The following is a 12551-nucleotide window of genomic DNA, read 5'->3' as shown; positions in this document are numbered from 1 at the left end:
ACGATAAGCCCCGGAAACTTATTAGGTGTCGAACAAACACGGAAACATGGAGGAATTAAAAGTGCATACAACATATATGGCTAAACCCGGCGAAGTAGAACGCAAGTGGTACGTTATTGACGCAGATGGTGTTGAACTAGGACGTCTTTCAAGTGTCGTTGCTTCTATTTTACGCGGAAAAAACAAACCTACATTTACACCAAACGTAGATACAGGTGACAATGTTATTGTAATCAATGCAGCTAAAGTTGCGCTGTCTGGTAAGAAAGCTAGTGGCAAAATTTATTACCATCACACATCTTACATTGGTGGACTTAAGTCAATTACTGCTGGTCAAATGAGAGCAGAAAAGCCTGACCGACTTATTGAAACATCAGTTAAGGGTATGCTTCCTCACGGTACATTAGGTCGTCAAATCGCTAAGAAACTTCACGTTTATGCAGGTGAAGATCACACACATGAAGCTCAAAAACCAGAAGTTCTTGATATTAAGAACCTAATTTAAGGAGGAAACATAATTGGCTAAAGTACAATATACCGGCACAGGTCGCCGTAAAGATTCAGTTGCTCGTGTACGCTTAGTACCAGGTACTGGAAAAGTTGTAATCAACGACAAAGACGTTGAAGACTACATCCCATTTCCTAATTTAAGAGAAATCATTTTACAACCATACAATGTTACTGAGACTCTTGGTAACTATGACACATTAGCTAACGTTAATGGTGGTGGATATTCAGGTCAAGCTGGTGCCGTTCGCTTAGGAATTGCACGTGCTTTACTCGAAGTTGATCCAGACTTTAGAGAATCACTTAAGAAGGCTGGTTTATTAACACGTGACCCTCGTATGAAGGAACGTAAGAAGCCAGGTCTTAAGAAAGCTCGTAAGGCTGGTCAATTCTCAAAACGTTAATCAGAAGATTATATTTTGGCGCTCATGTCCGCATGGGTGTCTTTTTATTTAACGGGTGAATTTAAAATGAAAAAAACACGAAATTACCATATCGCTATTTTGTCAGTTTTTATTGCTATTATTTTGATTCAAAATTTTGTTCCAATCTTGGGATACATTCCAGTTGGACCACTAAGCATCACTTTGATCCCGATTACTGTTATTGTGGCCGCTCTGGTTCTCGGGCTAAAGGATGGGGTCATCCTAGGAACATTGTGGGGTGCAATTGTTTTTATAAGGGCTTTTACGTGGCCGACAAGTCCGATTGCACCTTTAGTTTTTGAAAACCCCATAACAGCTATTCTGCCGCGAGCACTTATCCCCGTAGTGGCATACTTTGCCTACAAGTGGTTGAAAAAAATTATGAATCACAGAATATCATTAATAGTTGCTTGTGCCCTGGGATCGATGACCAATACCATCTTAGTCTTGTTATTTATCTATATCTTTAATCGTAAACAAGCTCCTATTTTGTATCACGTTAGTGTCGACAAGATTATTTATGCATTACTAGGAATTGTTGGTACCAACGGGCTAGTGGAAATGGTCATTACAGCCGTTATTTGTCCTTTAATAATCATTTCGTTAAATAAAGTTATCCAAAAATAAAAAGCAGATCAATTAAGATCTGCTTTTGATTACTTGGTTGTATCTGATGACTTTTGATCATCATCTTTTTTCGAATCATCATCCGACCCCTCATCAGGATCCTTTTGAATTCGTGGAGCTTGCTTAATCATTTTAAGATCCTTGTGATTAACAACGGTCTTATTATGATACTTATCAATTATTTCTGGATCATTTGATTCAAATGTAATTAAAAAGGCGTTATTGTAAGCTTTATCAATGTAACCAGTGAAGTCATTTTTTTCAAGCTTAAATTCGACCTCATCACCAACTTCAAAGGGTGATTTTTCGGTCTCTGTTTGTTCATCATGCTTCTTTGCCAAGCTGACCACCTCCAAATTGTATTCAACTAATGAAATATAAACGAATAATTAACATTTGTCAATTTTTAGCGTTTTTGTAGTACAATTTAATCAGTAAAATTATTCGTAAGGAGGGTTAGTTTGGCGCGGAAAAAAAAGCGAAAGCAAAATAAGTTAGCTGCTTATGTCCTCACCACGCTAATCTTATTGGTCATGTTTGTGGGCGCTGTGATGATTTTAGGTAATTATCACTTTAATCCTAGTTATGAACAAAGTAACGTCAGTGCCCAGCACAAGAAATTTATTAATAAAATTTTGCCAAAGTCTGTTGAAATGCAACGAAAATACAAAATTTTGACCAGTATTACGATTGCCCAAGCGATCCTTGAATCGGATTGGGGACAAAGTCGGTTAGCCGCAAAATATAACAATCTTTTTGGAGTTAAAGCTGGTCCAGGTCAGAAAAGTGTTACTTTGGATACAACGGAGTATACAAGTGGATCTCCGGTTATGGTACATGGAAAGTTTCGGGTTTACGATAATTGGGATGAGTCAATTGAATCCCACGCTTTTTTGCTCGCCCACGGAACGGATTGGAATCCCATGCAATACAAAGAAGTGGTGGATGCTGATAACTACGTTGATTCAGCTAAAGCACTTAGTACTGACGGTTACGCTACTGATCCGGCGTACGCTGAAAAAATCATTAAAATTATCAAGAAGTATCATCTAAATCAATATGATAAACAATAAGATATCAAAAGATTTATGGAGGTTAAACTATGGATTCAGTATTACTCTACCCAGGAAGCACAATTGGAATTATTGGTGACTATTTTAGCAGCACCCAATTAGTCAATGTGGCCCGTGATGCTGGGCTAAAGATTGCCACCTATAGTTCCAATTCAGATAGTGAGATTGCTCGTCAATCAGATTATGCCTTTACTGGTGATATGAACGACGTTGATACTTTAAGGGAATTTGCGGAGAAGTGCGATCTGGTTACCTACGTTTCAAATGATATCGATCCCCAGGTTATTAGTGAAATTGAAAAGTATACTTATGTTCCTCAGGGAGAATCCCTTTTAGAGATTAGTCAGGATCGGGTGATGGAAAGAGCCTTCTTTGACCAGATTAACGTTAATACCTCTCCCTACGTTACGATTATTAATCTAGAAGATATTTATCAAGCGATTGATTCAATTGGCTATCCGGCAATCTTGAAGCCCATTCAAAGACACATGGTTAATAACCAACAGTTAGTTATTAATGAATCAAATGACATTGCTCTGGCTTCTGATATGTTAAAACGGGGACCATATATTTTGGAATCATATGTTCCGTATCGATCTGAATACTCAATTATTGCCACCAAATCGGTCAAAGACAATTTGCAGCAGTTTCCCGCTGTTAAAACCAGTTATTTAGGGAATGTACTTCAGACTGCTAGTACTGATATTTCTAAGGTTGATCAAAAGGTCATTGAAGAAATGATAAGAATCGTTAACCAAATTGGTAAAAACGTGAAGTACGTGGGTTCATTTGAAGTTTCTTTTGGTGTTACCGCTGATCACAATATTTATGTTACTAACATTGACCCAACCGTCAATAACACTGGTTTCTTATTTAATCTTGCTACCGAAATTAGTGAATATGATCAGCACCTTCGGGCCATTTCAGGACTACCACTTGCTAAGATTAAGAAAATTAGTGATGTGGTTTCTCGATCATTTACCAAGAAACAGTATGAACAGGTTTTAAGGCAACGAATTTTGCAGCCCAATTGGCAGTTTTATTTTAATTATCACAATAATGCAAGGGATAATGACGTCGTTGGGGTCATCTTAATTCCGACGGATTCGGTTGAAGAAGCATTTCATCGAATTGTAAATACTGGGATTTGGACTAAGAATTAAATGATATTAAAAATTGAGGGAGTCGACAATTTTGTCGGCTCTATTTTGATATAATTAATTATGGATTTATTAAGCGAGAGGATTGGTTGAAGTGTCAAAAACAGACCTATTAAAAACGATGAATGATAAGCAACAAGAAGCTGTAGAGCAAACGGAAGGTCCGCTTTTGATTATGGCAGGAGCAGGCAGTGGAAAAACGCGAGTCTTGACTCATCGAATTGCGTACCTGATTGAAGAAAAGGGGGTAATGCCATGGAATATTTTGGCAATTACCTTTACCAATAAGGCTGCTCGTGAAATGAAAGAACGAGTTAGTAAATTACTTGGTGTAGGCGGCGATGACGTTTGGGTTTCAACGTTCCATGCTCTAGGAGTGCGGATTCTAAGAAGAGACATCGATAAGCTTGGGTACAATCGAGCTTTTTCAATTACGGATTCTGGAGAACAAAAAACACTTGTGAAACGAATTTTAAAGGATCTTGATTTAGATCCCAAGAAGAATGATCCAAGAGCTATCTTGGGAGCAATTTCAAACGCTAAAAATAACCTTCAAACTCCTCGAGATTACAAGAAGACTCATTCTACTAGTAATCCCTTTGAAGAGGTAGTGGGCAACGTCTATGCAGAGTATCAGAAGCGGCTTCAAGAAAATCAAGCAGTTGATTTTGATGATCTAATCATGTTAACCATTAGATTATTTGAACAGTACCCAGAGATTTTGAACTATTATCAGGATAAATTTCATTATATTCACGTTGATGAATATCAGGATACTAACGAGGCCCAGTACAAATTAGTGTCAATGCTTGCACAAAAGTACCAGAATCTATGTGTAGTGGGTGATGCTGATCAAAGTATTTATGGATGGCGTGGAGCTAACATGAATAATATTTTGGATTTTGAGAACGATTATAAAAATGCCCATGTTGTCAAATTGGAACAAAATTATCGATCAACTAAGAATATTTTGAGTGCAGCAAACGACGTTATTCAAAACAATGCTGAGCGAAAGGATAAGAATCTTTGGACCGAAAATGAAACTGGCGATAAGGTTACATACTATCGAGCTCAAAGCGAGGCTAGCGAAGCTCACTATGTGGTTTCTAAGATTAAAGAAGAAGTTCAGAAAAATCATTATTCTTATAATGATTTTGCCGTTTTGTATCGAACTAACGCGCAGTCACGGGTGATTGAAGAGACGTTTTTGAAATCAAATATTCCTTATACGATGGTTGGGGGTCATAAATTCTACGACCGAAAGGAAATTCGTGACATTCTTTCTTACCTAACTTTAGTGGCTAATCCAAGCGACTCCCTTAGCTTTGAACGGGTTATCAATGTCCCTAAGCGTGGAATTGGTAATTCTAGTGTTGAAAAGTTAAGAGATTTTGCCAGGGATAACGGATGGAGTCTGTTAGAGGCTGCTAAAAACGTTAATTTAGCTAACAATCTTCCTAGTCGTGCCAGAAACGCCATTGCCAGCTTTGCAAACGTGATTGCAAATGTTCAATCAAAGCAAAAAGATATGTCGGTGACCGAAATTACCCAGACGATCTTAGATCAGTCAGGCTATATGGCCGACCTTAAGAAAACCAATTCGTTAGAATCACAGACCCGAATTGAGAATATCGAAGAGTTTCTTTCGGTTACTAAGGATGCCGATATTAAGTATGATGAGGACACGGGTAATAGTGACAGTCGATTGACTGATTTTTTAGCTGATTTAGCGCTTGTGTCAGCACAAGATGATGTTGATGAGTCAACTAAACAGGTTACCTTAATGACCCTTCATGCTGCTAAAGGACTAGAATTTCCGGTTGTTTTCATGGTCGGGATGGAAGAGGGAATTTTCCCGCTGAGTCGAGCAACCGAAAAAGAAGATGAATTAGAGGAAGAACGGCGATTAGCATATGTTGGCATTACTCGGGCGCAAAAGAAGCTCTATATGACCAATGCGTATTCACGAATGTTGTATGGTAGGATGCAAAACAATCCTGAATCTCGCTTTATGGATGAGATTGATTCGAGTGTGCTCGATAATGAAAGTTCCATCCCCACTGGACCGAAAACGCCGTTTGATAAGAGTAGTGAATATAATCGAAGAACTAATCGGGCTTTCAGCGAACCTTATCATCGTCCGACTCAGCGAGTTGAGAAGCCTAAGGGAACTGGAGCTGATAAGAAAGTTTGGAACATTGGCGATAAGGTTAAGCATAAAGCATGGGGAACTGGAACAGTTGTCAAAATTAATGGAACTGGTGAAGACATGGAACTTGATATTGCCTTCCCAGAAAAAGGCATCAAGCGTTTGTTAGCGGCCTTTGCACCAATATCAAAAATTTAATAAATGAGTAAGGGAGTGGTTAAATTGTTTAAGATTCCAATGGATCAAGTGAATGAAGATGAAGCAAAAAAGGAAGCTGCTGAGTTAAGACCTAAGTTAATTAAATGGGGAAAGCAATACTACGAACAAGATCAGCCGACCGTAGAGGATGCTGAGTATGACCGAAACTATGCTCGTTTACAGGATCTTGAGTCTAAGTTTCCCGCAATTGTCACTCCTGATTCACCTACCCAACATGTTGGGGGTGCAACCTCAAATGAATTTACGAAGGTTAATCATGAGATTCCAATGCTTTCCCTTGGAGATGTTTTCTCACCCCAGGAATTAAAGGATTTTGTCATTCGCCTTAAACAAAATTATCCAGAAGACAAGCAGTACAATTGTGAATTAAAAATTGATGGATTAGCCATCTCCTTGCGATATGAACACGGAGTTTTTGTTCAAGGATCAACCCGTGGTAATGGACAAATTGGTGAAGATATCACTGAAAACCTGAAAACCATTCCTTCAATTCCTAAAAAACTAAGTCGACCAATTGATATCGAAGTTCGGGGCGAATGTTATATGGGAAAAGAAGCCTTCTTGAAGCTAAACGAGCGACGTCAAGCCGATGGGAAACCCACTTTTGCTAATCCGAGAAATGCGGCTGCAGGTAGTCTTAGGCAGCTAGATCCAAAAGTTACTAAAGAGCGTCATTTAAGTACTTTTATGTACAACGTTGCTAATTATGACGATCTAAAGGCTGATACTCAGAGTGGCCTCTTAGAGGAATTGAAAGAACTCGGTTTTACCATTAATGAGCATTACCAAGTGGCTGATAACATGGACCAAATTGATGATTACATTAAAAAGTATTCTGCTTCTAGGGATAACTTGACCTTTGGGATTGATGGAATTGTGATTAAAACCAATTCTCTTCCACTCCAAATGGAGATTGGCCATACGGTTAAAGTTCCTAAGTGGGCCATCGCTTATAAGTTTCCACCAGAAGAAGTTCATACGAAAATTTTGCGTATCGAATGGACGGTTGGAAGAACCGGAGTTGTGACTCCAACGGCAATTATGAATCCAGTGCAATTAGCTGGAACAACAGTTGCCAGAGCTTCACTTCATAATCCTGATTATATTGAGAAAAAGGACTTACGGGTTGGCGACACGGTCGTCTTATATAAAGCAGGGGACATTATTCCTGAAGTTGAGCGGTATCTGCCCGATTTACGACCCAAGGATTCTAAGCCATATGTTATCCCAGAGCGGTGTCCCTCTTGTGGCGCTAAGCTGGTCCACTTAGATGGAGAAGTTGCTTTGCGTTGCATTAATCCTAAGTGTCCGGCTCAGCTAGTTGAACAGATTAATCATTTTGCTTCTAGAAACGCCATGGATATTGATGGTCTGGGTCCTAAAATTGTAAAACAGTTGTTTGATAAAAAGATGGTTTCAGACGTGGCTAGCCTGTATCGTTTAAACTATGATGAACTTCTAACGCTTGATAAGTTTGGTGATAAATCGGCTAATAACTTGCTTTCATCAATTGATGCTAGCCGGAGTAATTCACTCGAAAGGTTACTCTTTGGATTAGGGATCAGACACGTTGGAGCAAAAGCGGCCCGATTAATGGCAGCGCATTTTAAAACAATGGATGCTTTAATGAATGCAAGCGTTGATGAAATTGCAGCAATTGGTACCATTGGTCAAGTAATTGCTGATAGTGTGCACACTTATTTTGAAAATCCTGCCAGCAAAGAATTAATTGGCGAACTTGTTGGCGTTGGTGTTAATATGGACTATGTAAATAATGAAGACACAGTACAAACTGATAACTTTTTCAATGGTAAACGAGTTGTATTAACTGGAAAAATGGTTGATTTGACTAGAGGGCAAGCCAGTGAATGGCTTGAGAACCATGGAGCAGATGTCACGAGTAGTGTTTCTAAAAATACCGACCTGGTAATTGCAGGAGAGGATGCTGGTAGTAAGTTAACAAAAGCTCAGTCTCTTTCGGTTCCAGTATGGGATGAAACTCATTTTAAAGATGAAATGCAAAAAGATCGTTAAGAAGGCGGAGGAGTTTAAGTTGAAACGCTTAAAAGTAATTTTAATGGTGGCAGCCAGTGCATTGTTGCTAGTAGCGTGTGGCAGCAGTAATAATAAAAGCGCTGGTACTACAAGTAATAAGAATACACAGCTGACCGGTCAAGCCGGCGGTAAGAACTACCAGGGTGTCATTAAAGATGGTCATTATCAGACCAGCAAATCACGTGGAGTTGATATTCAACAAAATGATAATCAATTTAATTTAAAGGGATTCCAGAATGGGTTACTTGGGATTTCTAAACAAAATTTTTCGACGAATAAATATGTTTTTCAAGAGGGTCAGTATATATCTACTGATACAACTGAAAAGTGGCTTGATAGAAAGTCGAAACAAAATCCAGAGGGGCTTAATCCCAGTCAGCAAAAGGGAAAAGTTACCCCAATGTATCTTCAACAGATTGACGAACAAGATTTCTTAGTTCCTGATGGCAATAAAACAACCATGAAAGGCATGACAATTGGGCTGGGAATTAATTCAGTTTATTATTACACGAAACAAAAATATGGGAGTCAGTATCAGCAAAAGATTCCAGACGATGTGGTTGAAAAACAAGGAAAAGAAATGGCTAATACCATTCTTAAACGTTTGAGACAGAATAAAGAGTTAAAGAATATCCCCATCGTCATTGCTTTGTACAAGCAAGCACCCAATGATAGTTTAACGGGTGGTAATTTCTTTGCTTCGTCTGTTAATAATCCTGGCACCACCTCTGTCAATTCATGGAAACCCATTAATGAAAAATCGTACGTTTTCCCAATTGCAGATGGTTCAAAGGGTCCTAATACCAATGATTTATCGGCGTTTAATCAATTTAAATCCCAAATTCAAAACTTTTTCCCTAACTTAAGTGGAATTACGGCTCAAGCTCAGTATAAGGGGAAGCAACTACAAGGGATGCACATTAACATTACGACCCAATTCTATAGTCAGACTGAGATCATTAGCTTTACTCAGTACCTACAGAATGCGGCACAGAAGTATTTGCCTGCTAACGTGCCAATTGACATTACCGTTAAATCAACGGATGGAATCCAAAGCTTCTTGAATCGAAACTCTGGTGGGAAAACCTTTAGTTCGCACGTATTTAATAGTTATTAAAATTTAGTAAAAGAGGGGATAAAATGGCTGATAAAATTACCGAAGAGCAAACTCAACACATTGCTGGGTTAGCTAAACTTGAGTTAAAACAAGCAGAATTACCTGAATTCACCCAACAATTAAATGATCTGTTGAAAATGTTGGATACACTGGAAAAGGTGGATACAACTGGAGTTGAGCCAACCTACACCGTAACGGATCAAATCAACATTACTAGAAAAGATATCGCAGAGGATTGGGGCGAGCGAGATGCATTATTGAAGAATGCACCTGATACTTCTGATGGTTTAATTAAAGTTCCTGCAATTATTGATGAAAGTGAGGATGAATAATGAATTATTTAAACAAGGACCTCAACTCACTTCATCAAATGTTGGTAAACAAAGAAATTTCAGCTGTTGATCTAGTTAAGGGCACTCTGAGTAACATTAAGGCTACCGATCAAGAGATTGACGCTTTTAATAACTTAAATGATCGGGCCTTAGAAGATGCTAAAGCAGTTGATGCACGTGGGATCGATGCTAATAATATCCTGGATGGAATTCCATTAGCTTTAAAGGACAACATCGTTACCAAAGAACTGCCAACCACTGCTTCATCAAATATGTTGAAAAATTTTACCTCAATTTATGATGCTACGGTAGCTAAAAAACTTTCAGACCTAGGATCAATTAACGTTGGGAAAACCAACATGGATGAGTTTGCAATGGGAAGTTCAACCGAAAACTCCGCTTTTAAAACTACCCATAATCCATGGGATTACAGTAAGGTGCCCGGTGGTTCATCTGGTGGCTCAGCTGCAGCGGTTGCTTCTGGAGAGGTTCCATTTGCACTTGGATCTGATACCGGTGGTTCAATCAGACAACCTGCTTCCTTCACGGGGATTGTAGGAATGAAACCAACTTACGGTCGCGTTTCCCGTTGGGGATTGATCGCAATGGCATCTAGTTTTGATCAAATTGGTCCTTTAACTAAAAATGTTTTTGATAATGCGTTAGTGTTAAATGCAATTTCGGGACATGATGATCATGATTCTACCAGTTCTGAAAAGGAAGTTCCTGATTTTACCGAACACATTCAAGATGGTGTAAAGGGAATGAAAATCGGGATTCCTAAAGAATACGTCAATAAACTAGCTCCAGATGTTTCTGAGGCAATTCAAAATGCGGCTGAAACCTTTAAAAAGTTAGGTGCTCAGGTTGATTGGGTCTCAATGCCTAATTCAAAGTATGGGGTTACCGCATATAATGCTTTACAGACCGCCGAAGCTTCATCTAACTTAGAGCGATTTGATGGAATTCGTTATGGATATCGAGCTTCTGATGCAAAAACATTAGATGAGTTATACATCAAATCCCGATCTGAAGGTTTTGGTGATGAGGTTAAGCGTCGAATCATGTTAGGAACACTATCTCTTTCATACGACAACGTTGACAAGTACTACAAACAAGCTGCTAAAATTCGGACTTTGATCATTAATGATTTTAAAAAGGTTTTTGCCGACCATGACTTAATTTTAAGTCCAACATCACGAGTTACCGCCTTTACCATTGGGGTTGAAGATCAGGATCCAATTGAAATGTACATGAATGATATTTTAACTATTCCTGCTAACATGGCAGGGGTTCCAGCGATGTCACAAATTGCTGGTTTTAGTAATAGTTTACCAGTTGGAATGCAATTAATGGGGAAACCCTTTGATGAAAGTACTATTTATAAAGCTGGATATGCTTTTGAACAAAATACTGATTTCCATAAACAGACACCTAAGATGGGAGGTAAATAATTATGAATTTTGAAACTACCATTGGTCTAGAAGTTCATATTGAACTTAAAACCAATTCAAAAATTTATAGTCCATCAGCTGCCCAATTTGGGGATGAACCAAATAGTAATACGAATGTGATTGATTGGGGTTATCCTGGAACGCTTCCAGTTGTTAACAAGCAAGTGGTTGCCGATGGAATTACGGCAGCCTTGGCTTTACACGCGAAGATTGAAAGACATCCTCATTTTGATCGAAAAAACTACTTCTATCCCGATAATCCCAAGGGTTACCAGGTAACCCAGAATGATACGCCTACTGCCAGAGATGGTTGGATTGAGGTTGATACCAAGAATGGGAAGAAGAAAATTGGGATTGAAGAAATGCACATTGAGGAAGATGCCGGTAAGAATACTCATGAACAAAAATATTCTTACGTTGATCTGAACCGTCAGGGAACTCCGTTAATTGAAATTGTTTCAAAACCAGATATGTCTACTCCCCAACAAGCATATGATTATCTGGAAGGATTAAGACAACGAATCCAATTCACAGGAATTTCTGATGTGAAAATGGAAGAAGGATCAATGCGAGTTGACGTTAACGTTTCAATTCGTCCCATTGGAAGTAAGAAATTAGGTCAAAAAGTCGAATTAAAGAACCTGAATTCGTTTAATTATGTAAAGAAAGCACTTGAATACGAAGAACAACGACAACAACAGGTTCTAATGGCTGGCGGTGAGATTAATTCTGAGACCAGACGATTTGATGAAACAAATGGTAAAACAGAGTTAATGCGAGTTAAGGAAGGTAAAGATGATTATCGTTACTTCCCAGAGCCAGATTTACCAACTTTAAGTATTTCAGATGAATGGATTGATGAATTAAAAGATTCAATGCCAGAGATGCCAGCCAATCGTCGTGATCGTTACGTTAATCAACTTGGCATCACTGACTACGATGCGATGGTTATCACTCAGACGAAAGAAATGTCTGATTTTTATGATAAAATGGTTGAATTGGGTGCTGATCCAAAGTTAGCAGCTAACTACCTTCAGGATAACGTTAATGCTTACTTAAATGATAATCAGACTAATTTGGAAGACACTAAAATTACTCCTGAAGCAATGGCAACAATGATCAAAATGATTATGGATGATACCATCTCAAGTAAAATGGCCAAAAAAGTTTTCAAGGCGGTTACGAAGGGGAAAGACCCTAAGCAATTCGTTGAAGAAAAGGGATTGGTTCAACTATCTGATCCGAAAAAGTTGCAGCCAATTATCGATGGTGTTTTAAATGATAATCAACAATCTGTTGATGACTATCATAATGGTAAGGATCGTGCCGTAGGGTACTTGGTTGGACAAATTATGAAGCAAACGCATGGACAAGCTAATCCACAAGTTGTAAACAAATTATTGAAAGGTTCTTTAGATAAATAAGGTGAGGTA

12 protein-coding genes are annotated in these 12551 nt (G+C 38.6%); 11 read left to right on the top strand and 1 reads right to left on the bottom strand.

Features of this window, described 5'->3' with window-relative positions; translation table 11 throughout:
• The first annotated feature begins 61 nt into the window (after positions 1-61).
• From rplM to AC6UD2_RS00210, 3 genes are all read left to right on the top strand, one after another.
• Complete coding sequence (gene rplM / locus AC6UD2_RS00220; RefSeq protein WP_010022757.1) at positions 62-505, top strand: 50S ribosomal protein L13; 444 nt, start codon at positions 62-64, stop codon at positions 503-505.
• A 13-nt stretch (positions 506-518) separates the two neighbouring features.
• The gene (rpsI, locus tag AC6UD2_RS00215) at positions 519-911 is read left to right on the top strand and encodes a 30S ribosomal protein S9 (RefSeq protein ID WP_010022758.1); all 393 of its coding nucleotides are present in this window, start codon (positions 519-521) and stop codon (positions 909-911) included.
• Positions 912-977: 66 nt separating this feature from the next.
• Positions 978-1559 (top strand): ECF transporter S component, encoded by a 582-nt coding sequence (locus AC6UD2_RS00210; protein WP_500697647.1) that lies wholly within the window; start codon positions 978-980, stop codon positions 1557-1559.
• Between the two features lie 29 nt (positions 1560-1588).
• Here the strand turns inward: AC6UD2_RS00210 and AC6UD2_RS00205 are convergent, their stop codons facing one another.
• Entirely contained in the window at positions 1589-1900 is a 312-nt protein-coding gene (locus AC6UD2_RS00205; RefSeq protein ID WP_010022762.1) for a DUF2187 family protein, read from the bottom strand.
• A 120-nt stretch (positions 1901-2020) separates the two neighbouring features.
• Between AC6UD2_RS00205 and AC6UD2_RS00200 the strand changes: the two genes are divergently transcribed.
• The 8 genes from AC6UD2_RS00200 (at position 2021) to gatB (ending at position 12542) form a co-directional block, all read left to right on the top strand.
• Positions 2021-2632 (top strand): glycoside hydrolase family 73 protein, encoded by a 612-nt coding sequence (locus AC6UD2_RS00200; protein WP_500697646.1) that lies wholly within the window; start codon positions 2021-2023, stop codon positions 2630-2632.
• Positions 2633-2661: 29 nt separating this feature from the next.
• Complete coding sequence (locus AC6UD2_RS00195; RefSeq protein WP_039144747.1) at positions 2662-3795, top strand: ATP-grasp domain-containing protein; 1134 nt, start codon at positions 2662-2664, stop codon at positions 3793-3795.
• A 91-nt stretch (positions 3796-3886) separates the two neighbouring features.
• A complete protein-coding gene (pcrA, locus tag AC6UD2_RS00190; RefSeq protein WP_500697645.1) occupies positions 3887-6139 on the top strand; it encodes a DNA helicase PcrA in 2253 nt (750 codons plus the stop codon).
• Between the two features lie 39 nt (positions 6140-6178).
• Complete coding sequence (gene ligA / locus AC6UD2_RS00185; protein ID WP_039144807.1) at positions 6179-8194, top strand: NAD-dependent DNA ligase LigA; 2016 nt, start codon at positions 6179-6181, stop codon at positions 8192-8194.
• Complete coding sequence (locus tag AC6UD2_RS00180) at positions 8172-9332, top strand: CamS family sex pheromone protein (protein ID WP_010022768.1); 1161 nt, start codon at positions 8172-8174, stop codon at positions 9330-9332. The genes ligA and AC6UD2_RS00180 overlap by 23 nt, the downstream gene beginning before the upstream one ends.
• Before the next feature lie 23 nt (positions 9333-9355).
• Positions 9356-9664 (top strand): Asp-tRNA(Asn)/Glu-tRNA(Gln) amidotransferase subunit GatC, encoded by a 309-nt coding sequence (gene gatC, locus AC6UD2_RS00175; RefSeq protein WP_500697644.1) that lies wholly within the window; start codon positions 9356-9358, stop codon positions 9662-9664.
• Positions 9664-11118: an Asp-tRNA(Asn)/Glu-tRNA(Gln) amidotransferase subunit GatA gene (gene gatA / locus AC6UD2_RS00170; protein ID WP_500697643.1), complete on the top strand. Its 1455-nt coding sequence runs from the start codon at positions 9664-9666 to the stop codon at positions 11116-11118. The genes gatC and gatA overlap by 1 nt, the downstream gene beginning before the upstream one ends.
• A 2-nt stretch (positions 11119-11120) precedes the next feature.
• Complete coding sequence (gene gatB / locus AC6UD2_RS00165) at positions 11121-12542, top strand: Asp-tRNA(Asn)/Glu-tRNA(Gln) amidotransferase subunit GatB (RefSeq protein ID WP_500697642.1); 1422 nt, start codon at positions 11121-11123, stop codon at positions 12540-12542.
• The last annotated feature ends 9 nt before the right edge of the window (positions 12543-12551 follow it).

The organism is Fructilactobacillus sp. X2R5C2 (assembly GCF_059901375.1).
The sequence above is the reverse complement of the archived record's forward strand: the minus strand, read 5'-3'. Positions and strand labels throughout refer to the sequence as shown.